The sequence below is a fragment of the Sphingomonas humi genome, from assembly GCF_039536725.1.
Lineage (GTDB): Bacteria > Pseudomonadota > Alphaproteobacteria > Sphingomonadales > Sphingomonadaceae > Sphingomicrobium > Sphingomicrobium humi.
This window is the reverse complement of record NZ_BAAAZD010000002.1, coordinates 365,411-387,687: the sequence shown is the minus strand read 5'-3', so window position 1 is coordinate 387,687 and position 22,277 is coordinate 365,411. Positions and strand designations below refer to the sequence as shown.

Annotated in this window: 19 protein-coding genes and 1 pseudogene; 14 read left to right on the top strand and 6 right to left on the bottom strand. The window is 67.1% G+C overall.

Annotation, left to right across the window (positions count from 1 at the left end; all coding sequences use genetic code 11):
* Nucleotide 1: 1 nt before the first annotated feature.
* Nucleotides 2-931 (bottom strand): DMT family transporter, encoded by a 930-nt coding sequence (locus tag ABD729_RS09760; protein ID WP_344710052.1) that lies wholly within the window; start codon nucleotides 929-931, stop codon nucleotides 2-4.
* Between the two features lie 16 nt (nucleotides 932-947).
* Nucleotides 948-2,390 (bottom strand): M28 family peptidase, encoded by a 1,443-nt coding sequence (locus ABD729_RS09755; protein ID WP_344710051.1) that lies wholly within the window; start codon nucleotides 2,388-2,390, stop codon nucleotides 948-950.
* Nucleotides 2,391-2,481: 91 nt separating this feature from the next.
* On the opposite strand from ABD729_RS09755, the gene ABD729_RS09750 reads away from it, so the two are divergent.
* The 12 genes and pseudogenes from ABD729_RS09750 to ABD729_RS09695 all read left to right on the top strand — a co-directional run bounded on the left by ABD729_RS09750 (nucleotide 2,482) and on the right by ABD729_RS09695 (nucleotide 13,830).
* Entirely contained in the window at nucleotides 2,482-4,464 is a 1,983-nt protein-coding gene (locus ABD729_RS09750) for a M3 family metallopeptidase (RefSeq protein ID WP_344710050.1), read from the top strand.
* An 80-nt stretch (nucleotides 4,465-4,544) separates the two neighbouring features.
* Nucleotides 4,545-6,047, top strand: coding sequence for a CoA-acylating methylmalonate-semialdehyde dehydrogenase (locus tag ABD729_RS09745; RefSeq protein WP_344710049.1), 1,503 nt, complete (start codon nucleotides 4,545-4,547; stop codon nucleotides 6,045-6,047).
* A gap of 137 nt (nucleotides 6,048-6,184) precedes the next feature.
* The gene (locus ABD729_RS09740) at nucleotides 6,185-7,411 is read left to right on the top strand and encodes a hypothetical protein (protein WP_344710048.1); all 1,227 of its coding nucleotides are present in this window, start codon (nucleotides 6,185-6,187) and stop codon (nucleotides 7,409-7,411) included.
* Nucleotides 7,351-7,800 carry a RidA family protein gene (locus ABD729_RS09735; RefSeq protein WP_425564884.1) on the top strand — a complete coding sequence of 150 codons (450 nt, stop codon included), beginning with the start codon at nucleotides 7,351-7,353 and terminating at the stop codon, nucleotides 7,798-7,800. The genes ABD729_RS09740 and ABD729_RS09735 overlap by 61 nt, the downstream gene beginning before the upstream one ends.
* The gene (locus ABD729_RS09730) at nucleotides 7,793-8,356 is read left to right on the top strand and encodes a hypothetical protein (RefSeq protein ID WP_344710047.1); all 564 of its coding nucleotides are present in this window, start codon (nucleotides 7,793-7,795) and stop codon (nucleotides 8,354-8,356) included. Before ABD729_RS09735 ends, ABD729_RS09730 begins: the two co-directional genes overlap by 8 nt.
* Nucleotides 8,357-8,425: 69 nt before the next feature.
* Nucleotides 8,426-9,568, top strand: a complete 1,143-nt coding sequence (locus tag ABD729_RS09725; protein WP_344710046.1) for an acyl-CoA dehydrogenase family protein — start codon at nucleotides 8,426-8,428, stop codon at nucleotides 9,566-9,568.
* On the top strand, nucleotides 9,565-10,620 hold the full coding sequence (locus tag ABD729_RS09720) for an enoyl-CoA hydratase/isomerase family protein (RefSeq protein WP_344710045.1): 1,056 nt from the start codon (nucleotides 9,565-9,567) through the stop codon (nucleotides 10,618-10,620). Before ABD729_RS09725 ends, ABD729_RS09720 begins: the two co-directional genes overlap by 4 nt.
* The gene (locus ABD729_RS09715; RefSeq protein ID WP_344710044.1) at nucleotides 10,617-11,393 is read left to right on the top strand and encodes an enoyl-CoA hydratase; all 777 of its coding nucleotides are present in this window, start codon (nucleotides 10,617-10,619) and stop codon (nucleotides 11,391-11,393) included. The genes ABD729_RS09720 and ABD729_RS09715 overlap by 4 nt, the downstream gene beginning before the upstream one ends.
* A 1-nt stretch (nucleotide 11,394) precedes the next feature.
* Nucleotides 11,395-12,297: pseudogene (gene mmsB / locus ABD729_RS09710) on the top strand (3-hydroxyisobutyrate dehydrogenase); the annotation flags it as partial.
* Nucleotides 12,298-12,354: 57 nt separating this feature from the next.
* Nucleotides 12,355-12,801: a c-type cytochrome gene (locus tag ABD729_RS09705; RefSeq protein ID WP_344710043.1), complete on the top strand. Its 447-nt coding sequence runs from the start codon at nucleotides 12,355-12,357 to the stop codon at nucleotides 12,799-12,801.
* Nucleotides 12,794-13,489: a cytochrome b/b6 domain-containing protein gene (locus ABD729_RS09700; protein WP_344710042.1), complete on the top strand. Its 696-nt coding sequence runs from the start codon at nucleotides 12,794-12,796 to the stop codon at nucleotides 13,487-13,489. Before ABD729_RS09705 ends, ABD729_RS09700 begins: the two co-directional genes overlap by 8 nt.
* Entirely contained in the window at nucleotides 13,486-13,830 is a 345-nt protein-coding gene (locus ABD729_RS09695; RefSeq protein ID WP_344710041.1) for a VOC family protein, read from the top strand. The genes ABD729_RS09700 and ABD729_RS09695 overlap by 4 nt, the downstream gene beginning before the upstream one ends.
* 1 nt (nucleotide 13,831) lies before the next feature.
* Here ABD729_RS09695 and ABD729_RS09690 read toward each other — a convergent pair whose 3' ends face one another.
* Nucleotides 13,832-15,820, bottom strand: a complete 1,989-nt coding sequence (locus ABD729_RS09690; RefSeq protein ID WP_425564883.1) for a ComEC/Rec2 family competence protein — start codon at nucleotides 15,818-15,820, stop codon at nucleotides 13,832-13,834.
* Nucleotides 15,821-16,001: 181 nt separating this feature from the next.
* Between ABD729_RS09690 and gltX the strand changes: the two genes are divergently transcribed.
* Entirely contained in the window at nucleotides 16,002-17,411 is a 1,410-nt protein-coding gene (gltX, locus tag ABD729_RS09685; RefSeq protein ID WP_344710038.1) for a glutamate--tRNA ligase, read from the top strand.
* 3 nt (nucleotides 17,412-17,414) lie between these two features.
* On the top strand, nucleotides 17,415-18,695 hold the full coding sequence (locus ABD729_RS09680) for a citrate synthase (protein WP_344710037.1): 1,281 nt from the start codon (nucleotides 17,415-17,417) through the stop codon (nucleotides 18,693-18,695).
* Here the strand turns inward: ABD729_RS09680 and ABD729_RS09675 are convergent.
* Genes ABD729_RS09675 through ABD729_RS09665 form a run of 3 tightly spaced genes read right to left on the bottom strand, consistent with a single transcriptional unit; the run spans nucleotide 18,692 to nucleotide 22,257 of the window.
* Nucleotides 18,692-20,023, bottom strand: a complete 1,332-nt coding sequence (locus ABD729_RS09675) for a sensor histidine kinase (protein ID WP_344710036.1) — start codon at nucleotides 20,021-20,023, stop codon at nucleotides 18,692-18,694. The genes ABD729_RS09680 and ABD729_RS09675 overlap by 4 nt on opposite strands.
* Nucleotides 20,016-21,050 carry a hypothetical protein gene (locus ABD729_RS09670; protein ID WP_344710035.1) on the bottom strand — a complete coding sequence of 345 codons (1,035 nt, stop codon included), beginning with the start codon at nucleotides 21,048-21,050 and terminating at the stop codon, nucleotides 20,016-20,018. Before ABD729_RS09670 ends, ABD729_RS09675 begins: the two co-directional genes overlap by 8 nt.
* A 25-nt stretch (nucleotides 21,051-21,075) precedes the next feature.
* A complete protein-coding gene (locus tag ABD729_RS09665; protein ID WP_344710034.1) occupies nucleotides 21,076-22,257 on the bottom strand; it encodes a hypothetical protein in 1,182 nt (393 codons plus the stop codon).
* Nucleotides 22,258-22,277 lie beyond the last annotated feature (20 nt).

Sequence of the window (22,277 nt, the reverse complement as noted above, 5' to 3'; positions counted from 1 at the left end):
CTTAGCTGCTGGTCTCAGCACGCGCCTCTAGGGCAGCGCGCCGCGCCAGATGATGTTCCCGCCAGACGATGACGAGGCCGCTGGCGATGATCACCGGCGCGCCGACCCAGACGGAGGAAGACGGCAGTTCCGCAAACAGCCAGGCGCCGAGCAAGGTTGCCCAGATGAGGCTGGTATAGTCCATCGGCATGACCAGCGCGACAGGGGCAAGGCGCAGGCTGGCGGTGAGGGTCAACTGCGCAAGGCCGCCCGCCAGCGCCATGACGGCGAGGATCGCAAAGGTCGCGCCGTCGTGGGCCCGGCCGAAGTGAAGCATCAAGAGCCCGAGCGGCACGAGGCTGCTGGCGGCGAACCAGAAGACGGTAGTGGACGCCCGCTCGGTCGCACCGAGGCGGCGGATGACGATGGTGACGGCAGCCGTAAGACCAGCAGCGACAAGCGCGACCACGGCACCTGTCAGCGGCACCCCTTCCCCGCCCGGATGTACGATCAGGATTACGCCGGCGAACCCCGCCACCACCGCACCCCACCGCCAGCGGCCAGTCGCCTCCCCCAAGACGAGGGCTGCGAGCACGGTCGAGAAGATCGGCACGGTGAACCCGATCGCCGTCGCCTCGGCCAGCGGGAGGAGGAGGAAAGCGAGGAAGTTCATCCCCATCGCGGTGATCCCGAGCGCCATCCGCCCGATGTGCGCCCCGATGCGCCGGGTCCTGAGCGAGGCGAGCCCGGGACCGGCGAGGACCAACCCGGCCGCGCACACCGCCGAGCCGATCTGCCGGTAGAAGAGCGATTCGACGAGGTGCACACCGCGACTTCCGGCGATCTTCACCAGCGCGAACATGATCGCGAGGAGAAGCGCGGTCAGCAGGCGCAGCAGCACCCCGGCGAGCGGGCGCTGCGCCGCGGGACGATCGGTGTCTTCGGCTGTCACTCTGGGCAGGCGGCGATCACTTCTGCTCCGGCGCGACGAACGGCTTGAACGCGCCGCCGGGGACCGCGCTGGCGACCGGACTTTCCCAACCGTCCTTGCTGACGGACGAGACGCCGAACACCCAGTCGTCGACGCGGACGCCCTTCAGGACCGACTGCTTCATGCTGCCATCGGGCACGCGGCCCATGCTGGCGTTGTTCGAGGGTTGATTGGGATTGGCCGCAGCGCCGGTGGCCGGCCGCTCGGTCACCTTGATGATGTCGGCGACCGCGTTCGAGCCTTTGGTCCAGTTGTTCTCGTCGGTGCGGCGCCAGTGCACCATGTAGGCAGGCGAACCGGTGATGGGCGCCCAGGTGACTGTGGTGTCGGTGCTGACCGCGCCTTCGGCGACCGGCGCGGGCGGCGGGGGCGCATTGGCGATCGCCATCAGCGCCGCAACGTTGAGCCGGGTGACCTTGGCGAGATAGGGGAAGTCCATCTTGTCGAGGGTGTCGCCGAACTGGACCCCCTTCTCCACCCGCAGGTCCTGGTGCTGCTGGTTGTAGTTCTCGACCGCCACCGAGAAGCGGACGGCAGGGAAGCCTGCGTTAAGGAATTCGGTATGGTCGCCGCCGCGGCCGAAGCGATCGTTGCGCCAGACCTGGCGGACGTCGAGGCCGATATCCGGCAAACGCTCGGCAAGCCGGTCGAGGAAGCGGCTGATATTGCGGCTCGGGCTGTCATTTTCGCCGCCAAGGCTGCGCTGGGCGGCGGCCAGGGCGTCGCGCCCCTGCCAGCGCGGACCCTCGGAAAATACCCGCACCGTCTTGTTGTCGCACACGCCATCGGAACCGCAGCTGTTGCCGATGATGTCGTTGTTGAGGTTCGCGACCACGTTCCAGCCCTGCGCCCTGGCATAGTCGGACAGGATCTTGCCCCCGAGTAGCCCCTGCTCCTCACCCGACAGGACGCCATAGACAATGGTGCCGGCGAACTTGCGACCGGCGAGCGCGCGGGCGGCCTCGAGCACGGCGGCGGTGCCCGAGCCGTCGTCGTTGGCACCCGGCGCATCGCTGGTCGAATCCATGACGTCGCTGACGCGGCTGTCGATGTGGCCGGTGATGATCACCACATCGTTGGGCCGCTCCGTCCCCCGCTGGATGCCGACGGCATTGCAGACCCTGGTCGGGGCCGGAACCCGGCGACCGGTCACCGTGTCGCAGGTCTGCATCGTCTGCAGCCCGAGCGCCTTCAGTTCACCCTCTGCCCAGCGTACCGAGGCACCGATCCCGCGCTTGGGGTCGGTCTGGCTGGACAAGGTGTGGCGTGTCCCAAAGCCGACCAGCCGGGCGACATCGGCCCGCATCCGTGCTTCGCTGACCTGACGCGCCGCGCCCATCATTTGCTGTTCGTGCGTCGGGGCGGCGGCGGCAGTGCCGCCAAGGAGAAGAAGGGGCAAGGTCAGCGCCGACGGCTTCATGCTTGTAAACTCCGGAAACATGCGGTCACATGCAGCGATAAGTTGTTCGCCAGTGCCGGTCTAGCTGGCCATTTCTCGAGGATCGGAAATCATGATCAAGTTGCGTTTCGCGTTGGCCGCGGGTGCGGCCGTCAGCTTCGTTGCCAACGCGGCGGGCGCCCAGGCGCTGCCGCCGGTCCTGACCGGCGCGCCGACCGCCGCCGCCGTCAACGCGCGCTGCAACGAACTGCTGACCCGCAGCGCGAACCTTCGCAAGCAGTTAGAAGCGACGGCCAAGGCGTCGGGTCTCGCGGCATTGCAGCAGTTCGATATGCTGGTGAACGTCCTTTACGCAGCATCCGGCGAGGCGGGCCTCTACCGCGAGGTGCTCGTCGACAAGGCGGCGCGCGATGCGGCGCAGGACTGCGAGGTCAAGGTCGGGACCGAGTTCAACGCGCTGTCGCTGTCCCGTCCCATTTACGAGAAGCTGAAGGCCGTGCCCCCGCAGGCGGACAAGGCCACTGCCTTCTACCTCCGGCGCACCCTCCAGCAGTTCGAGTTGTCCGGCGTTGCGCTGGACACCGACAAGCGGGCCGAGGCGCGCAAGCTTGCCGACCGCATTTCCGAGCTGACGACCGAGTTCCAGGCCAACATCCCCAAGGGGCGCCGGACCATGACGGCGAGCGTCGCCGAGCTCGACGGATTGCCGGCGGACTTCATTGCCGCCCACAAGCCGGGGCCGGACGGCATGGTAACGCTGAGCAGCGATTCGGCGGACTTCGTGCCGGTGATGACCTATGCGAAGAGCAGCGCGCTTCGGGAGCGCTATCAGCGCCTTTATTCGCAGGTCGCCTACCCGGCCAACGACAAGGTTCTTCGCGAGCTGATCGACGCCCGGCAGGCGTTCGCCAGGCTGATCGGGCGGCCTGACTTTGCGACGATGGACTTTGAATCGCGCATGCTGAACACGCCGGCCAAGGTCGAGGCGCTGCTGTCCGAAATGGCAGCGGCGGCCAAGCCCGCGGCGGATTCAGACTATGCCAAGAAGCTTGCCGTCCTGCGCCAGACCGACCCGCAGGCGACCAAGATCAACCCGTGGGACAATAATTACCTGACCCCGATCGTCCAGAAGCAGAGCTATGGCTTTGATCGGCAGGAAGCACGGCGCTATTTCAGCTATCCCAAGGTGCGCGATGGCATCCTCCAGCTGAGCGAAGACCTGTTCGGGGTCGACATCCGGCCGTGGAAGACCGCGCTGTGGCACCCCAAGGCCGAAGCCTATGAGATGCTTGAAGGCGGCAAGGTGATCGGCCGCTTCTTCCTCGACATGCACCCGCGCGAAGGCAAGTACGAGCATGCCAACGTCGTTCCGATCCGCCAGGGCATGCGCGGCCAGTTGCCCGTTGCGGCGCTTGTGATGAACGCGCCCGACGGGCTGATGGAGCATAGCGACGTCGAGACGTTCCTCCACGAATATGGCCATCTGCTTCACGCGATCTTCGGCGGCCAGAACCAGCGCTGGTCGGGTCAGGCCGGCTTCGCCAATGAAGCCGATTTCACCGAGGCACCCTCGCAGATGCTGGAGGAATGGGTCTACGATTACGACACCCTGAAGCGCTTCGCGACCGACGAGACGGGTAAGCCGATCCCGCAGGACCTGGTCGCACAGATGAACCGCGCGCGGCACTTCAACCTTGGCATGGGGGACATGGGCCAGTTGGGGTACAGCGAGGCGGCGCTGCGCTTCTACCAGAACCCTGCGCCCGCCGACCTTGGCGCGGCTTATCGCAAGTACGTCAACACCTACAGCATGATCCCGCTGCCGGAGTGGAACCAGGGGCAGGACAGCTTCGGCCACCTCGCCGGCTATGGCGCGAGCTATTACACCTATCGCTGGTCCAAGGTGATCGCGGACGACCTGTTCACCCGTTTCGCCAGGGAAGGCCTGCGCAATCCCAGGACGGCGGCCGATTACCGCCGCCTCGTGCTTGCCCCCGGCGGGACGAAGCCGGCAGCCGAACTGGTGCAGAATTTCCTTGGCCGGCCGATCAGCATCGATGCCTACAAGGCGGAAATGGCGCAAGCGGCGCGCTGACCCTTACGAGCATTGGCAAGCGGTCGGGGCAAGGTCTAGGGGAGCGGCAGATACCCCTCCCCTAGTCAGGATGCATCGGCATGCTTCGTCAAATCGACCATTTCATCGGCGGCAGCAGCGTCGCCAGCGGCGACCGTTCGGGTGACGTCTTCAATCCCAGCGCGGGCGAGCCGCAGGCCTCCGTCCGCCTCGGCACCGCGGCCGACCTGCAGAAGGCGATCGATGCGGCGAACGCGGCCCTGCCCGGCTGGGCAGCGACCAATCCGCAGCGCCGCGCCCGCGTCATGTTCAACTTCAAGGCACTGGTCGAGAAGAACATGGAGGAGCTGGCGGCGACGCTCGCCTCCGAGCATGGCAAGGTCATCGCCGACGCCAAGGGCGATATCCAGCGCGGGCTCGAGGTGATCGAGTTCGCCTGCGGCATCCCGCACGTGCTGAAGGGCGAATTTACGCAAGGGGCAGGCCCCGGGATCGACGTCTATTCGATGCGCCAGCCGCTCGGCATCGGCGCGGGCATCACCCCGTTCAACTTCCCGGCGATGATCCCGATGTGGATGTTCGGCGTCGCCATCGCTTGCGGCAACGCCTTCATCCTCAAGCCCTCCGAGCGCGACCCGAGCGTTCCGGTGCGCCTTGCCGAACTGATGAAGGAAGCCGGCCTTCCCGACGGCATCCTCAACGTCGTCCACGGCGACAAGGAGATGGTCGACGCGATCCTCGACCATCACGACATCAAGGCGGTGAGCTTTGTCGGATCGAGCGATATCGCGCAGTATATCTACTCGCGCGGCACCGCGAACGGGAAGCGCGTGCAGGCGTTCGGCGGGGCCAAGAACCACGGCATCGTCATGCCCGACGCCGACCTCGACCAGGTGGTCAGCGACCTTACCGGCGCGGCCTTTGGTTCGGCGGGCGAGCGGTGCATGGCGCTTCCGGTGGTGGTGCCGGTCGGCGAGAAAACCGCGGACGCGCTGCGCGAAAAGCTGATCCCCGCGATCGAGGCGCTGCGCGTCGGCGTTTCGAGCGACCCCGACGCCCACTACGGCCCGGTGGTCAACGAAGCGCACAAGAACCGGGTCGAGGACTGGATCCAGACCTGCGCCGACGAGGGCGGCGAACTGGTCGTCGATGGCCGCGGCTTCACCCTGCAGGGTCACGAGAAGGGCTATTTCGTCGGCCCGACGCTGTTCGACCATGTGAAGCCGCACTTCCGCTCCTACCAGGAGGAGATCTTCGGGCCGGTCCTGCAGATCGTCCGCGCCGCCGACTTCAACGAAGCGGTGCGCCTGCCGAGCGAGCATCAGTATGGTAACGGGGTCGCCATCTTCACCCGCAACGGCCACGCGGCGCGCGAATTCGCCGCGCGGGTCAATGTCGGGATGGTCGGCATCAACGTGCCGATCCCGGTGCCGGTCGCCTATCACACCTTTGGCGGCTGGAAGCGCTCGGGCTTCGGCGACACCAACCAGCACGGCATGGAAGGCGTGAAGTTCTGGACCAAGGTCAAGACGGTCACCGCGCGCTGGCCGGACGGCGGCGTTGGCGACGGCGGCAACGCCTTCATCATCCCGACCATGGGGTGAGCTGACGATCTTACGGTGTGGCGCGACTGCTTCAGTGTCACCGCAAAGTCATTGATGTGGTTGACCTTTGTCACATCGCTTGGCTCTAATCCCCCGCATATGCCGGCCCGCTCGGTCGGTCTGTGGGGGATTTTTTCATGAGCAAATTCGTGCGCGCGGGCCTGATCAGGACGGCGGCAATCCTGGCGGCGATGGCCGCGCCCGCCGCGGCGCAGCCGAAGGTCGAGAATGGGGACAGCCCGGAAGAGATCGCCAAGGACGCCGCGCGCGACCTCAAGGACAGCCGCTTCTATAACAAGCCGGGCGCGACACGCGCGCAATATGACGCCGACTGGCAGGACTGCCGGCTGATCGCGCGTGGCAGCAGATTGCCGCGCGGATCGTCGACCTTCTACAATCCCGCACTCTACAATCCGTCCATCTCGCCGCTGGCGGCCGGTATCGGGGGCGGAATTGGCGGCGCCATCGCTGCCGCGATCGCTGAAGGACAGGCCCGGCGTGACAATCGCAAGCGCTGCCTGCTGATCCGCGGCTGGCGCATGGTCAAGCTGCCGGCGGACAGGGCGGCCGTCGTGGCCGCGATGACCGACGAGGCCAAGCAGGACTATTTCAACTCAATCGTTGGTGCGGCCGACGTCAGCGGCGAAGTCGAGAAGATGGACAGCTTCACGCCGGTCGAGGATGCAGCGCTGAAGGTCGCGCCGGGCCTTGCCGGTCCGGCCACCCTGTGGCTGCACAAGGATCCGGCCAAGGCCGTCATGCCGGTCCTGAAGCCCGGCGAGGGCGCGATCGTCGTCGCCTACAATCGCAACAATCCCGCGGCGAAGGACCGCTTCGGCCGCCTCGATCTCTATCGTTACGACGCGGCGAAGGGCGATCTTCACTACCAGCCGCGCGACTGGAAGAAAAAGGGCGACCTGACGACCTATGTGGTCCCGGTCCCGGCCGGTGACCGCCGCGCCAATTACGAGCTCCGGGTCATCCCGGTAACGGCCGGCGATTATGTCCTTGGCGGCTGGACGGTCGGGGTCAACACGCCCCCGGCAAGCAGCAATTGTTTCGGCGCCCCGATGTTCAGCGTGAAAGCCGGCGAATATGCCTATATCGCCGACGCCACGCCCGTCATGGGAGCCCAGCTTGGCGACGGTTCGAAGACCTCGACGATGGTCCTGACCCGCAACCTCGCGCTGGCGCAGGCCGAGCTCGCTAGGATTCAACCCGAATTGGCAGGAAAGCTGGTCGAGGCCCCGATCCGCAACCGCGCGTCCTACAGCTGCGCGTCCGTCACCATGGGCCGCTACGATTGGCCGGGCGCGGAGGAGATGGCCCTCGCCCCTGCAGAGCAATCCGAGGGCGGACGCTGAGACGAGCCCGCACCGCGGGCACGTCGCCCTACGAGACGCTCTATGGCTTCTCGCGGGCGGTGCGGGTCGGCGAGCGCATCCTTGTGTCGGGCACCGCGCCGGTCGAAGCCGATGGATCTTCGACGCCGGGCGATGCGGCAGCGCAGGCGCGGCGATGTTTCGCGATCATCACCAAGGCCATCGGTGACCTTGGCGGGACCGCATCGGATGTGGTCCGCACCCGCATGTATATCGTCGATCCGGCCGACGCGGACACGATCGGCGCCGTCCATGGCGAAATCTTCGCCGATGTTCGTCCCGCTGCGACCATGGTGGTCGTGAAAGCGTTGCTGCGTGACGAATGGTTGGTCGAGATCGAAGCGGAGGCGTTGGTGCAGGGTGATGCGTAATAGACTTCTGCCCCTGCTTGCCGTCCTTCCCCTCCTCGCCTGTACCCCCGCCGGGGACAAAGCCGATTCGGGCGAGGCGATCGCCCGCGACGCCGGCGTCGGTGACGGCCCCACCGGGCGGGTCGGATCGCCCGTCGCAAAGGGCGCCAACAAGGGCCCGATCCCGCACGACATAAACAAAGGCATCGAGCCGGCGCCGGAAAACGTCACCAACTCGGCCGCCAACCTTCTGCCGCCGCCTGGCATGGCCACCGTCTTTCAGGGCCGGTGGGGGCTGACCGCGAACGACTGCCAGCCCGGCCGGAGCGACGCCAAGGGCTTGCTGGTGATCGAGCCCCGCCGCCTCACCTTCTACGAAAGCCGGGCGACCCTGAAGAATGTCGTGACATCCGACTTCGACAAGCAGGTGACCGCCAACTTCGCCTTCACGGGCGAAGGAATGAGCTGGGAGCGTCGGATCAGCTTCGAACGCAATGGCGACAAATTGCGCCGGATCGAGAAGGGCGGCGAGGAAGGCCCGGTCGACCTTACCTACACCGCCTGCCCGGCGCTGTGATCGGCATCGCCAGGCTATGAAAAAGGGATAGCTGGAAAGTCGCGACCGCCCTCGCTAGTTGCTCCTCCCATGTCCCAGTTCGACCTTACCGACGACCAGCGCCAGATCCAGGAGATGGCGCGGCAGTTCACCGCCGCCGAGATCACCCCCCACGCCGCCGAGTGGGATGAGAAGCACATCTTCCCGCGCGAGACGATCAAGTCCGCGGCCGAGCTCGGCTTCGGGTCGATCTACGTCTCGGAGGAAAGCGGCGGGATCGGCCTCGGCCGGCTCGAATCGGCCCTGATCTTCGAAGCGTTGAGCTATGGCTGTCCGTCGACCAGCGCGTTCATCTCGATCCACAACATGGCCGCGTGGATGATCGACCGCTTCGGAAGCCAGCCGGTCAAGGACAAGTATCTGCCGAGCATGATCGGGATGGAGCGCCTCGGCTCCTACTGCCTGACCGAGCCGTCGAGCGGGTCGGATGCCGCGGCGCTCAAGACCCGCGCGGTACGCGACGGCGATCATTATGTCGTGTCCGGGTCCAAGGCCTTCATCTCGGGCGGCGGCGAGAACGAGATCTACGTCACCATGGTCCGGACCGGTGAGGACGGACCCAAGGGCATCAGCTGCCTGGTGATCGAAAAGGACATGCCCGGCGTCAGCTTCGGCGCGAACGAGCGCAAGCTCGGCTGGCATTCGCAGCCGACCGCGCAGGTCAATTTCGACGAGGTTCGGGTGCCCGTCGAAAACCGCGTCGGCGGCGAAGGCGAGGGCTTCCGGATTGCGATGATGGGCCTCGATGGCGGGCGCCTCAATATCGGTGCCTGCTCGCTCGGCGGAGCCCAGCGCTGCCTCGACGAGGCGGTCGCCTACACCAAGGATCGCAAGCAGTTCGGCACCGCCATCGCCGATTTCCAGAACACCCAATTCATGCTTGCCGACATGGCGACCGAGTTGGAGGCCGCCCGCGCCCTCCTTTACCTCGCCGCGGCGAAGGTGACCGACAATGCGCCCGACAAGACGCGCTTCGCGGCGATGGCCAAGCGGCTTGCGACCGATACCGGCTCTTCCGTCGCCGACCGCGCGTTGCAGCTGCATGGCGGCTATGGCTATCTGATGGACTATCCGATCGAGCGTTTCTGGCGCGACCTGCGGGTGCACTCCATCCTTGAAGGCACCAATCAGGTGATGCGCATGATCACTGCCCGTGAAATGCTCCGCCAGTGACCGCCGACGTCCTGGTCACGACCGAGGGCGCGCTGGGTCGCATCCGGCTCAACCGGCCGCGCGCCATCCATGCCTTGAACCAGCCCATGTGCGAGGCGATGAGCGAGGCGCTGCTGGCGTGGGCGAACGATCCCGCGATCGAAGCGGTGCTGATCGACCATGCCGAAGGCAGAGGCTTCTGCGCCGGGGGCGACGTGGTCGCACTGGCGCGCTCGGGGGCGGGCGACGGCAAGGAGGCCGCAGCTTTTTTCCATGCCGAATATCGCCTCAACCACCTGCTGTTCACCTATCCCAAGCCGACCATTGTGCTGATGGACGGGATCACCATGGGCGGCGGGGTCGGTATTGCCCTGCCCTGCCAAGTGAGGATCGCGACCGAGGCGACTAGGCTCGCCATGCCGGAGACGGGGATCGGCCTGTTCCCGGATGTCGGCGGCGGCTGGTACCTGTCGCGCCTGCCGGGCCGGGTCGGCCAATTCATGGCGCTGACCGGCGCGCGGCTGGACGGTGCGGAGTGCAAGTATCTCGGCCTTGCCACCCATTACGTGCCGCAGGCGTCCCTTGCCGACCTGGTCGAACGGCTTGCCGCTGCCCCGGCGCGCGCAGCCGGTGCGGCCGGAAACTTCGCCGGGGTGCCGCCGACCGCGCGGATCGAGCAGAACCTTACTGACATCGCCCGGCTGTTCGCACCCGATACGCTCGAAGAGGTGATTGCCGGCCTCGAGGCCGAGGACAGCGAGTGGGCCCGCGCCGAGCTCGCCACGCTTCGTTCCAAGAGCCCGCTCTCGTGCAAGGTCTCGCTTCGCCTGCTTCGCGAAGGCGCCGAACGCGAAACCTTCGCCGACGAGATGCGCGCCGAATATGCCCTCGCTTGCCGCGTCGTGCACACGCATGATTTCGTCGAGGGCGTGCGCGCGCTGCTGATCGACAAGGACAATGATCCCGACTGGAAGCCGGCAGTGCCCGAAGCGGTGCTGGACGACACGGTCGACCAATTGTTCGTCGAGCTTCCGCCCGAGGAGGCCTGGACGCCGTTTCCGGAGATTGCATGACCGATTACACGACCCTGCTCGTCGAGCGGCACGATGCCGTGACGCTTGTCCGCCTCAACCGCCCGCAGGCGCTGAACGCGCTGAACAGCCAGGTGCTGGCCGAGCTGATCGACGCCTTTGCCGCCTATGACGCCGACGACAGCCAGCGCTGCCTGGTCCTGACCGGAAGCGAGAAGGCGTTCGCCGCAGGCGCCGACATCAAGGAGATGCAGGCGCACGGTTTTGCCGACATGTACGGCTCGAATTTCTTCGCCGGCTGGGAGCGCGTGACCGACACCCGCAAGCCGTGGATCGCTGCGGTCAGCGGCTTTGCGCTGGGCGGCGGATGCGAAGTGGCGATGATGGCCGACTACATCATCGCCGGCGACAATGCGCGGTTCGGTCAGCCCGAGATCAAGCTTGGCGTGACACCGGGCATGGGCGGCTCGCAGCGGCTTGCAGCGGCGGTGGGCAAGGCCAAGGCGATGGAAATGTGCCTGACCGGCCGGATGATGAATGCCGAGGAAGCCGAAAAAGCCGGCCTCGTCGCCCGCGTCGTTCCTGCATCTTCCTTAGTAGAAGAAGCGCTGAAGGCCGCGGCGGAGATCGCCGCAATGCCCCCGCTCGCCGCCCTTGCCGCCAAGGAAATGGTCAACGCCGCGTTCGAGCTTCCGCTGGCGCAGGGCATCCGGTTCGAGCGGCGGCTGTTCCACGGCCTGTTCGGGACCGAGGACCAGAAGGAAGGCATGGCGGCCTTCGTCGAGAAGCGCCCGGGCAAGTGGACGGGCAAGTAGGAGCGTAAGCATGCGGATCGCCTTCATCGGACTTGGCAACATGGGCGGCGGAATGGCCGCGAACCTGGCGAAGGCGGGGCATGAGGTCCGCGCCTTCGACCTCAGCGAAGCCGCGCTGGCCAAGGCCGAGGAGCGCGGGTGCAGCCGGATCGCAGACGCGGCGGCGGCGGTCGAGGGCGCCGAGGCGGTAGTGACCATGCTTCCCGCCGGTCGCCACGTCGCCGAGGTCTATCGCGCCTCCGTGTTCGGCAAGGCCCCGGTCAGCGCCATCCTGCTCGATTGCTCGACCATCGATGTTGCCACCGCCCGTGCGGTGGAAGAAGAAGCTCGCGCCGCCGGTTATGAAATGGTCGATGCACCCGTCTCCGGCGGGATCGCGGCGGCCGAGGGTGGTACCCTCACCTTCATGGTTGGCGGTTCGTCCGCCGGTTTCGAACGCGCGCGCCCGATCCTCGAGCAGATGGGCAAGGCGGTCATCCATGCCGGCGGCAGCGGCTCCGGCCAAGCGGCCAAGATCGTCAACAACATGCTGCTCGGCGTGACCATGGCCGGGACCTGCGAAGCCTTCGTGCTCGCCCAGAAGCTCGGCCTCGACCCGCAGGTGTTCTTCGACATCTCGTCCAAGGCTTCAGGGCAAAGCTGGTCGATGACCTCCTATTGCCCGGTGCCCGGCGTCGGGCCCGAAACCCCGGCCGATCGCGGCTATGACGGCGGTTTCGCGGCGCAGCTGATGCTGAAGGATCTGAAGCTCGCAATGGAAGCGGCGCAGGCGGCCAACGCCTACACGCCGATGGGCGGCGGGGCCGAGGAACTGTACGAGCGCTTCGTCCAGCGTGGCGGCGGCGGCAAGGATTTCTCGGCCATCATCAAGATGATCGACGATAGCTGGACGCCGCCTGCCTGATCGCACTAGGCTCTCGCGATGCTTGGCGGCCTCAAGGCCTGAACTGACGGAGTGACCATGCGCGACCTGATGCTGATTGCCAGTGCGGCTGCCCTGTTCGGGACCGCGGCCATCGCCGCCCCCAACATGCTCGCGGTGCAGAAGCAGCGCCATCAAGGCTATGAGCAGCTCGGCAAGGCGATGCGCGCGGCCAAGCAGGCGATCGACCAGGGCAACGGGGGAGCCGTGAAGGGTGCCGCCAACCAGATCGCGGCGCTGTCGAGCCAGGCCCCGCGCTGGTTCCCGGCTGGAAGCGGCCCCGAGGCCGGTAAGACTCACGCCAAGCCCGATATCTGGCAGAACCGCGCCGACTTCGACGGAAAGATGCGTAACTTCGGTCTGGCGGCCCAGGCGTTCCAGGCGGCCGCCAACGGCGGAGACATGGCGGCGATCAAGGCTGCCCACGGCAAGCTTGGCCAGACCTGCAGCGCCTGCCACCAGTCCTACCGCCTGAAGGATGACTGAGGAGGCGACGACCGCCGTCACGACTGCCGATGCGGCGTTGGCGGTGCCGGTCTGGGACCTGCCCATCCGGATTTTCCATTGGAGCCTGGTCGCGCTGATCGGCTTTTCCTGGTGGTCGGCCGAGAATGACCGCCTCGAATGGCACATATGGAGCGGCATGACGGTGCTGTTCCTGCTGCTGTTCCGGATCCTGTGGGGATTTCTTGGCAGTTCGACGGCGCGGTTTTCCTCGTTCGTCACCGGGCCTGGCCGGCTGATGGCGTATATTGGTGATCCGGCCGGCTGGCGCGGGATCGGGCACAGCCCGCTCGGCGCGCTGAGCGTGATCGCGATCCTTGCCGTGCTGCTCATCCAGGTTTCGCTGGGGCTGCCGATCAGCGACGAGGACGGGATTTACTCAGGGCCACTGAATGCGCTGGTCAGCTTCGAGACGGCGGAATGGGCGCACCACTGGCATCACCGCTTCTTCACCGTGGTCCAGGCGCTGATTGCGCTGCATGTCGCGGCGATCCTTTACTATCGCCTGCGCGGCAAGCGGCTGACCCGGGCGATGGTGACCGGGCGGATCGTCGGTGATGGCGCGGTGGCCCAGACGATGGTCGCTGCGGGCCCGGTACGCCTGCTGCTGTGCCTGGCAGTCGCGGGCGGCGTGACGTGGTGGATTTGGAACGGAGCCCCGAGATTATGAGCAACGCGCATATCGATTATGTCGAGCTGCCCAGTGCCAGCGCGCACGAACTGATGCGCGCTTTCTACACCAAGGCCTTTGGCTGGACCTTTGCCGACTATGGCCCGACCTACAGCGCACGCGAGGGCGAAGGCGCAGCGGTCGGCCTTCAGGGCGATCCCGTCGAAGCCCTGTCCGCACCGCTGCCGATCGTCCGGGTCGAGGATCTTGAGGCGGCATTCGACGCGGTGGTGAAGGCGGGCGGGCACATCGCCAAGCCGATCTTTGCGTTTCCGGGCGGGCGGCGCTTTCATTTCATCGACCCCGGCGGGAACGAGTTGGCGGTCTGGCAGACGGCCTGACCTAGGTCCCACCGGCCCACGGCAGGCGCTTGAGCCAGCCGGCGACGCTTTCCACCCTGCCCTCGCCGGCGTGGACGACCATCCCCCCCGTAACCCGCAGCCGCGGCGCATCGAGGGTCAGCCAGCGGGCCTTGCAGGCGCGCGGCAGGCGGCGATCGGCGACGACGATGTCGGCAGCGGCGCAGGCGCGGGTGAGCTCGGCCCAGTCGAGCCGCTGGGTCGACCGGACCGCAAGCAGGGTCCGGCCCGACGCCCCCAAGTCGGCGATGCAACTGTCGGCGCTGCATCGGGCGCGCGGATAGGCGGCGAGCGGGGGCGGATCGCCATCGAAGCCCGCATTCTCGGCCATCATGTCCCGAACGAAATCGCCGGCACGATCGCGAAGGAGCCATGGCGTCCCCTGCTCGTCGATCACCGCGAGATGCTTCCCGTCACCGGTGATCAGGAGGCTGGGGAGCGGTTCGGCCAGCGTCAGGACGGTGCCCGCGGCGAGGGCAGCCAGGCCCCAGCGTCGCCACGGCTGCGTCCACAGCGCCAGCCACAACCCGCCGCCGATTATCATCCCGAACGCCACGCGCGGCATGTCGGGCAGGATCGCGACCGCGCCGGCGGTGCTTGCGACCTTGTGCGCGATCGACAGCAAAAGCCCGATCGACCAACTCGTAAGGCTCCACAGCGGGGCGCCGAGCCCGACCGCATCGAGCAGCAGGGCGCCCGCTTCCAGCGGCATGATGACAAAGGTGGTGAGCGGGATTGCAAGGAGGTTTGCCGCCACGCCGTACAGGCCCGAGCGGTGGAAGTGATAGAGGGCGAAGGGCATCAACGCGATCTCGACCGCAAGTCCGGTCGCGATCATTGCTCCAAGCGATCGCAGCGCCGCCCGCGCCCGCCCTTCCTCGCGCCGCTCGAACCAGCGCTTGTAGGCCGGGTAGCTGTACAGGGTGACGAGCGTCGTCACCGCCGCGAAGCTCAGCTGGAAGCTCGCGCCGGCGATTGCCTCGGGCCGGATCAGGAGCACCAGCAGAGCGCCGGTCGCGATCAGCCGGATGCTGATCGCCTCGCGGCCAAGGAGGGTCCCAGCGAGGATCAGCAAGGCGGCGATGCAGCTTCGCACCGTCGGCACCTGCATGCCCGTCAGCAACGTGTAGCCGATGCCGGCCAGTGCGCCGACGCCAAACCCGATGGCAACGAGGTTCCAGCGCAGCGCCAACGCCGGGACAAGCGCAAACAAACGTAGGGTCAAGAGATAGAAAAAACCCACCGCTGCCGCGATGTGGAGGCCGCTGACGGAAAGCAGGTGCGCAAGGCCCGAGCGGCGCATCGCCTCGGCATCCGTTTCTGGCAGCGAACCCTGATCGCCGGTGACGAGCGCAGTCGCAATTCCGCCCTCGCTGACCGGCAGCCGGGCCCGGATATGCGCGTCGAGGCTGCGGCGGATGCGGTCGAGCCCGGTTTCGTGCGCTGGCGACAGGATCTTCACCTCGCCCAGCGCCTTGCCGGTAGCGCCAAGCCCCATGAACCAGGCGTCGCGGGCAAAGTCGTGGGTGCCGGGCAGCGCCATCGGCATCGGTGGGGCGAGCCGGGCCCGCAGGCGCACCACCGCCCCGACGCCGAGGCCGGTGCCGAGCGACTCGGCGTCCTCGAGCGGCAATGACACCCTCAATCGCGGCGGCAGCGCCGGATCCCGGGGCGCGAGCGTCAGCCGGAGATTGCCGCGGGCCACCAATCGTTCGGCGGCGAGCACGTCGGCATCGAAGGCGGCGATCGCCGGGCGATCGAGCCGCGGGGCGGCGACCCTGTCGCTCCGCCACCAGATCAGCAGGCAGCCAAGCGCCATGCAGGCGGTGCCGATAGCGATCGCTTGGCCCGTTCGCCCTCCGAAAACAAAGCCGAGAGTGAGCAGACCGGCACATGAAAGCAGGAGCGCGGTCCAGGCCTGAGGCTCGGCCAGTACCAGCCAGGATACGATTCCACCGCCGAAAGCGACCACCGCCCACGGCGCAAGTTGGGAACGTTCGGCCTCAAGGAGTTTTTCCGCACTTGCGAAGAACGCTCTGGCTTGCCAGTGCGGCGGTGCCGGTATGTCTGCCGGGGAAGCGGCCACGTGCATCAGCTGCCTCCCTGTCTGAAGGCATGCGATCCGGCGGCATTGAAGAAAGAGGAAAGCGCGCTTGAGCGCAAGCACCATCGTCACGCGCTTTGCGCCAAGCCCGACTGGCTACCTGCATATCGGCGGGGCGCGCACCGCCTTGTTCAACTGGCTGTTCGCACGCCATCACGGCGGCAAGTATCTGCTGAGGATCGAGGACACCGATCGCGCGCGTTCGACGCCCGAGGCGATCGAGGCGATTCTCGACGGCCTGTCGTGGCTCGACATCTCAGGCGACGGCGAACCGCACTTCCAGTCGCAGTATGAAGAGCGCCATGCCGAAGTCGCGCATCAGCTGATCGAGCGCGGCGCCGCCTACCGCTGCTACCTGACGCCCGAGGAGCTCACCCGCCGCCGCGAGGAAGCGCAGGCGCAGAAGAAGCCCTTCCGCATCGTCAGCGAATGGCGGGATCGTGCCGATGCTCCTGCCCCCGATGCGCCCTTCGTGGTCCGCCTCAAGGCCCCGCGCGAGGGCGAAACTGTGATCGAGGATCTGGTCCAGGGCCGGGTCGTCGTCCGCAACGAGGAGCTCGACGATTTCGTCCTGCTCCGCTCCGACGGCACCCCCACCTACATGCTGGCGGTGGTGGTCGACGACCATGACATGGGTGTCACCCACGTCCTGCGGGGCGACGATCACCTCAATAACGCCTTTCGCCAGCTGGTGATCGTGCGCGCCATGGGCTGGCCGGAGCCGACCTACGGCCACATCCCGCTGATTCATGGTGCCGACGGCGCGAAGCTGTCGAAACGCCACGGCGCACTTGGCGTCGATGCCTATCGCGACGAGATGGGCATCCTGCCCGAAGCGCTGTTCAACTACCTCCTCCGCCTTGGCTGGGGCCATGGCGACGACGAGATCATCAGCCGCGAGCAGGCGATCGAATGGTTCGATATCGATCATGTCGGCAAGTCGCCGAGCCGGATGGACCTGAAGAAGCTCGAGAACGTCAACGGCCACTATATCCGCCATGCCGAGGACAGCCGCCTTGCGGTGCTGGTCGCGGCCCGCCGCGGCGGGCTTGAGGCCGAGGACCTCGCGCTTCTCGAGCGGGCCATGCCCGAGCTCAAGGCCCGCGCGAAGGATCTGAACGAGCTCAGCGCCAATGCCGATTTCCTGTTCGCCTCGCGCCCGCTCGCGCTCGACGAAAAGGCCGCCGGCCTGCTCGACGGCGATGCGCGCCAGTTGCTCGGGCGGCTCCATGCCGCGTTGAGTACGGCCGAGTGGACGCACGACGGAACGGAAAGCGCGGTCAAGGCGCTTGCCGAAGCGGAAGGGCTGAAGCTTGGGAAATTGGCGCAGCCGCTACGGGCAGCGCTGACCGGCCGGGCCACCAGCCCCGGCATCTTTGACGTGCTGGTGTTGCTCGGCCAGGCCGAAAGCCTTGCTCGCATCGCCGATCAGATGAACGAAATCGAACACGGAGCCTGAAGAATGTCGAATGCCAATCTGACCCTGGGCGACAAGGCCCTCGACATGCCGGTCCTGAGCGGCAGCGTCGGGCCCGACGTGGTCGATATCCGCAAGCTTTACGGCGCGGCCGACGTCTTCACCTATGATCCGGGCTTCACGTCGACCGCCAGCTGCCGCAGCGCCATCACCTATATCGATGGCGAGGCCGGCATCCTGCTGCACCGCGGCTATCCGATCGACCAGTTGGCCGAAAAGTCGACCTTCATGGAAGTGGCCGCGCTGCTCCTGAACGGCGAACTGCCGAGCAAGGACGAACTGGACAAGTTCACTTACACGATCAGCCGCCACACCATGCTCCATGAGCAGCTGGCGACCTTCTTCCGCGGGTTCCGCCGCGATGCGCACCCCATGGCGATCATGTGCGGCGTGGTCGGCGCCCTGTCGTCCTTCTACCACGACAGCACCGATATCACCGATCCCAAGCAGCGCGAGATCGCTTCGCACCGCCTGATCGCCAAGATGCCGACCATCGCCGCGATGGCCTACAAGTACAGCATCGGGCAGCCGTTCCTCTATCCCGACAACTCGCTGTCCTACACCGGTAATTTCCTGCGCATGACCTTCGGCGTTCCGGCCGAGGACTATGTGGTGAACCCGATCATCGAAAAGGCGATGGACCGGATCTTCATCCTCCACGCCGATCACGAACAGAACGCCTCGACCTCGACGGTTCGCCTCGCGGGCTCTTCGGGTGCCAATCCGTTTGCCTGCATCGCGGCGGGCATCGCCTGCCTGTGGGGTCCGGCGCATGGCGGCGCCAACGAAGCCGCGCTCAACATGCTGCGCGAGATCGGCCACGTCGACCGCATTCCGGAGTACATCGCCCGCGCCAAGGACAAGGACGATCCCTTCCGCCTGATGGGCTTCGGCCACCGCGTGTACAAGAATTTCGACCCGCGCGCGAAGGTGATGAAGCAGACCGCCGACGAGGTGCTGCGCGAGCTCAACATCTCCGACCCGGTGCTCGACGTCGCCAAGGAACTGGAGCGGATCGCACTCAGCGACAGCTATTTCGTCGAGAAGAAGCTTTATCCGAACGTCGATTTCTATTCGGGCGTCATCCTGAACGCGATCGGCTTCCCGACCGAGATGTTCACCGCGCTGTTCGCCCTTGCCCGTACCGTCGGCTGGGTCGCGCAGTGGAACGAGATGATCGCAGATCCCGAGCAGAAGATCGGCCGTCCGCGCCAGCTCTACACCGGTGCGACTCAGCGCGATTATGTCGAGGTGGGCGCCCGCTAGGCAGGTGGCAGGGCCAGCCTGAACGCGGCACCTGGCGCGGTGAGGTCGAGCAAATCGACCTCGCCGCCCATGTCGCGGGCAAGGCGGCGCGAAATGGCGAGGCCAAGGCCGGCGCTTCCGCCGCGCGTGTCGCTGCCCTGTTCGAAACGCTCGAAGATGCGGACGCGATCGCCGGGGGCGACGCCTGGCCCCTCGTCGGCGATGGTCACCCTCGCCTGGTCACCGCGCTCCAGCGTGATCGTGACCGTGCCCCCGTCGGGCGAAAAGCGAACCGCGTTTCCGATGAGGTTGACGAGGATCTGCGTGATGGCGCGCGGCTGGCCCAGCGCCGGGAGCCGTCCCTCGCCGCCCACGTCGAGCGTGATCCGGCGCGGCGCCGCATCCGCCTGAAGGAGGCCTGCCGCGTCGAGTACGAGCTCCGCGAGATCGACCGTTTCGCCGGCAGCCCCCGCATTCGCACCGCCCGAGGCACCATCCCCAAGTGCGGTCAGCAGGTCGAGGAGGTGCCGCGCCGCAGTGGCAATATCCGAACCATAGCCGGCATAGTCTGTCTTGAGCGGCCCTTGGCTGCGTCCGGCGATCTCCTCCGCCTGGCCGATGATCGAGGCCAGCGGCTCCATCAGCAAGGTATCGAGCGGCGGCAGATCCATGCCTTTGCCAGCCAAGGGGGCTTCGGGATTGCGCAGGCGAATGGCGTAACCGGCGAACTGCCCTTCCTCGTGGCGCGGCTCACCGTCGAGCAGGACCGCGACGTCGTCGGGCCGCAGCAGGGCTGGCTGACCGGCAAATTCGGTGCGCGCGGACAAGGACTCCAGCAAGGGCAGATTGCCTTCGGAATCCTCGACGGGACGGACCAGTCTTGCGAGTGGCTGGCCGGCCAGCTCCGCCGATTGGCCGATGCGCCGCGCAAGACCGGGACTGACGCTGACGATCCGCAACGCCTGATCGGTGACGAGGTCTTCCGACGCAGCGCGCACTTCGGCTTCGGCTTCGTCGCCGACGCGGGTCCCGCTGAGCCAGCGCGAGCGGGAGGGCGGGCGCGCGACCCAGCGTTCGACCACCAACGTCACCCCGTCGGAATCAGGCTCGGCGCGCACGATGAGGTCGAAATCCTCTTGCTCGTTGGCGGCGGTGACCGGGCGAGTGATCGGAACGGCAAGGCGCGAGGCGAGGCGGGCGAGCGCCGCGAGCTGCGGGACGACCAGCCCTGCCCCGATTTTCGATCCGGCCTGCTCCTGCAGCGCAAGCAGGGGCGGGTCGGCCGCAACCAGGCGGCCGGCCGAGTCGATCCGCGCGGTGACGGGAGGCTGTAGCGGGAGGCTAGCCATGCCGGCCGATGATCCTGCGTGCCGTCCGATAGGGCGCGGGCAAGGCGAGCTCGGTCCGGGCCTCCTCGACCTGGTCGGCTGTCAGCTGGTCATAGACGTCGATCGCCCGCACCGGGTCGGCGATTCCGAGCACCGGACCAGCCGCGGCGAGCAGTGCCGCGGCCTCGGTTCGGGCAACGTTGGCGAGCCGCAGCAGAACAGCAAACTGCTCCGCGCCGCCAAGCAGCAACGACCAGGATTCATCAGCAGGGATGCCCGCTTCGATCGCGAGGAAAGTCGACAGAAGCGACGCATCGCCTTCTTCGGCTAGTGCCACCAGAAGCCCCGGCGCCCTTCGAAGATCGGGGCTCAACGCCTGGACCAGATCAGCCTCGAGCTGCTCGAGCGGGCGGACCTCGGCACGGCTGGCAAAGAGTTCGGCCATCGCCTCGACGACTTCGGAATCGCTCGGGACGTCGCAGCGCAGGCCAAGCGATGCGGATACGGCGACCGTCAGGCCATAGGCCAGTGGCGCGGGCAGATCGGAAAGGTCGAGCGCCACGCGCCCGAAGCGGTCCCGTCCTCGCCCGCGTGCGGCGACCAGCGTCATGGCCGCAGCTGCGACGTCGGCGTCCGCATCGGCCGTCCAGCGCTGAAGGGTCGTCCGCCCACCCTTGCCGGCGGCGGCAAGCCGCTGGATGTCGGCCCGGCGAAGAAGCAGCTTCACCAGCGTCTCGTCCTGGATCAGCCCCGCGCGCGACAGGTCCGCGATAAGTTCGGCGGACCCCGCCGCACAATTCGCCGCGACTTCGGGTGTGAGCCGCGCGCGCAGCTCGATCGCAATTCGCTCGATCAGGCCGTGCAGCATCGCCGACATGAGCGAGCGTTCCTGCTCGGTCAGGCGCGCGCCGGGGGCAAGGAACAGGTCCTGGACGATGGCCGCGATCGGGCGGTCTCCGTCCGCGGGAAGGGCGGACGAAGGGCGCTTCGAGCGCTCGCTGGAAGCAAGCGCGGAGATGGGCCACTCGGCGGGCATGTCAGGACCCATTACCAAGGTGAGCGTTAACGGCGCGTCAATCGCGTGTCGTAAGCACGAGCTGCTGGATGATGAAGAAACTGGCCGCGGCGTAGACCGCCAGCGCGACGGTGAGCAGGCTCCACGCGCCGAAGGCTGCAAAGGGCAGCGACAGGAACAGGGCGCTTCTCGGACTGAACAGCCAGAGGTCGGGGCCAAGTTCACGCCCGCGATGCTCCACCCGGGCCGCTTCGCCAAACGCGATCGCCGCCGCCGCCGCGACCAGCGCTCCCCATCCGCCGCCATGATTGGTCTCGAACCAGGCCAGGCCGAGCAGCGCCGCGCCGTGCGCCGGGCCAAGCAGCCTGAAGCCCGCGGACTGCCTCGAGACGGGCCGCAAGCGGACGGTGGCAAGCCGCTCCGACAGGCGGTCGAGCGGACTGGCGGCGAGCAGCATCCCCATCGCCCACCACGGCAGCCCGCGGGTGAACAGCAACGCCGCAAGCAGTACCATCGCAAGGGCTGTCCACAACAACACCGCCGGACTGACCGGTGCCCCCATGAGGTGGCGGGTGAGGAAATCCTCGACCGGCGGCAGCAGATAACGGCTCGGCCAGTCGCGACGTCGGTGGCGGCTGCTCTGGAGGAGATGGCGATCAAATGCGTCGCCGCTTCCCTCGCTGGCCGCGATATAGGGCGTGAGACCGTCCGGCGCGGCGACCAGTCGGGCACCCTCCTGGACCGCGCGGCGCAGGAGGGTCGATTGCAAGTCCCAGTCGCCGAGCATCCGGGCCGTGTCCGTCAGCAGCTTCGAGGGAAGCAGCGACAGCCCGGCCCAGCGGTGCGAATTGTCGATCCGTTCGAAGCCGGCATGCTGTTCGTCATCGGGCACGGTGAGAATCGCGGGTGCGGCCTCTTCCATCAGGTCGGCGAGGAGCGGCGCGGACGGCGCCACCCCGTCGGCCATCTGCATCACCGCAAGTTCAGGATCGAAACGCGCCGCCGCCTCCATTGCGTCGCTGACGGGCACCACGGTGATTCCGTCCGAGCGAAGCCGTTCGAACGCGGTCTGGAGCGCAGGGGGGACCTTTTCGACCAGCACGACGATGGGCGCAGCGCCGATCGCGGCGGCGCAGCGGGCCTGGTATTCGATCAAGGTGCGGCCAGCGAGCGGGGCAAGGGCGTGCAGTCCGCCCCGGTCATCCTCGTCATGCGCCGCGATCAACGCGCCGAGCGCCATTCCCTCCCCTTCCCTTCCGC

What these genes read in the sequence shown, in the direction of transcription:
- ABD729_RS09755 (WP_344710051.1), bottom strand. Translation starts at nt 2,390, where the DNA reads ATGAAGCCGTCGGCGCTGACCTTGCCCCTTCTTCTCCTTGGCGGCACT.
- ABD729_RS09750 (WP_344710050.1), top strand. Translation starts at nt 2,482, where the DNA reads ATGATCAAGTTGCGTTTCGCGTTGGCCGCGGGTGCGGCCGTCAGCTTC.
- ABD729_RS09745 (WP_344710049.1), top strand. Translation starts at nt 4,545, where the DNA reads ATGCTTCGTCAAATCGACCATTTCATCGGCGGCAGCAGCGTCGCCAGC.
- ABD729_RS09740 (WP_344710048.1), top strand. Translation starts at nt 6,185, where the DNA reads ATGAGCAAATTCGTGCGCGCGGGCCTGATCAGGACGGCGGCAATCCTG.
- ABD729_RS09730 (WP_344710047.1), top strand. Translation starts at nt 7,793, where the DNA reads ATGCGTAATAGACTTCTGCCCCTGCTTGCCGTCCTTCCCCTCCTCGCC.
- ABD729_RS09725 (WP_344710046.1), top strand. Translation starts at nt 8,426, where the DNA reads ATGTCCCAGTTCGACCTTACCGACGACCAGCGCCAGATCCAGGAGATG.
- ABD729_RS09715 (WP_344710044.1), top strand. Translation starts at nt 10,617, where the DNA reads ATGACCGATTACACGACCCTGCTCGTCGAGCGGCACGATGCCGTGACG.
- ABD729_RS09705 (WP_344710043.1), top strand. Translation starts at nt 12,355, where the DNA reads ATGCGCGACCTGATGCTGATTGCCAGTGCGGCTGCCCTGTTCGGGACC.
- ABD729_RS09700 (WP_344710042.1), top strand. Translation starts at nt 12,794, where the DNA reads ATGACTGAGGAGGCGACGACCGCCGTCACGACTGCCGATGCGGCGTTG.
- ABD729_RS09695 (WP_344710041.1), top strand. Translation starts at nt 13,486, where the DNA reads ATGAGCAACGCGCATATCGATTATGTCGAGCTGCCCAGTGCCAGCGCG.
- ABD729_RS09680 (WP_344710037.1), top strand. Translation starts at nt 17,415, where the DNA reads ATGTCGAATGCCAATCTGACCCTGGGCGACAAGGCCCTCGACATGCCG.
- ABD729_RS09675 (WP_344710036.1), bottom strand. Translation starts at nt 20,023, where the DNA reads ATGGCTAGCCTCCCGCTACAGCCTCCCGTCACCGCGCGGATCGACTCG.
- ABD729_RS09670 (WP_344710035.1), bottom strand. Translation starts at nt 21,050, where the DNA reads ATGGGTCCTGACATGCCCGCCGAGTGGCCCATCTCCGCGCTTGCTTCC.
- ABD729_RS09665 (WP_344710034.1), bottom strand. Translation starts at nt 22,257, where the DNA reads ATGGCGCTCGGCGCGTTGATCGCGGCGCATGACGAGGATGACCGGGGC.